Origin of the sequence: Vibrio sp. 1562 (genome assembly GCF_033340155.1) — a bacterium.
Classification (GTDB): domain Bacteria; phylum Pseudomonadota; class Gammaproteobacteria; order Enterobacterales; family Vibrionaceae; genus Vibrio; species Vibrio alginolyticus.
The window spans coordinates 1-503 of record NZ_JAWOVY010000846.1; the positions used below are offsets into that span (position 1 = coordinate 1).

Sequence of the window (503 nt, forward strand, 5' to 3'; positions counted from 1 at the left end):
TTATGGGTAAGACAGTTTGATTTAAAAGCATCGTGATTCGCCATACAAACCAATTTAAACTTGCTATGCATTAGCCTTTCTAATTTATGTTGAGTGCCAAGATGGACAGAAAACAGCAGATGCTCTCTAACATGTACACTTTCGCCGTTGCTGGTAAGTGTCTCAGTTTTACCAAAGCCGCTGAAGAGTTGTTTATTACCCAAGGGGCAGTGAGCCAACGTATTAAGTCACTGGAAGAACAACTGGGTTTCAGCTTATTTGTGCGCATGACTCGGCGATTGGAATTGACCAAAGAAGGTGAGCGATTACTGCACGCGCTTAACCAATCGTTTGAGGTGATTTTCTCTGAACTTGAAGACATCAAATTCAACGAGCTGCGTGGCGAGCTTTACATCGGCGTGGCCCCTACGTTTGCACAGAGCTGGTTATTGCCGCGTATGGTGGAATTTCAGCGTTTGTATCCTTCTCTCAATATCAAGCTTCGAGTAAAGGCAAGCCGATTA

1 protein-coding gene is annotated in these 503 nt (G+C 44.1%); it reads left to right on the forward strand.

The genetic code is table 11. The features are described from left to right. Nucleotides 1–101: 101 nt before the first annotated feature. A partial coding sequence (locus R7Z49_RS28000) for a LysR family transcriptional regulator (RefSeq protein WP_318112924.1) occupies nucleotides 102–503 on the forward strand: 402 nt, incomplete at its 3' end.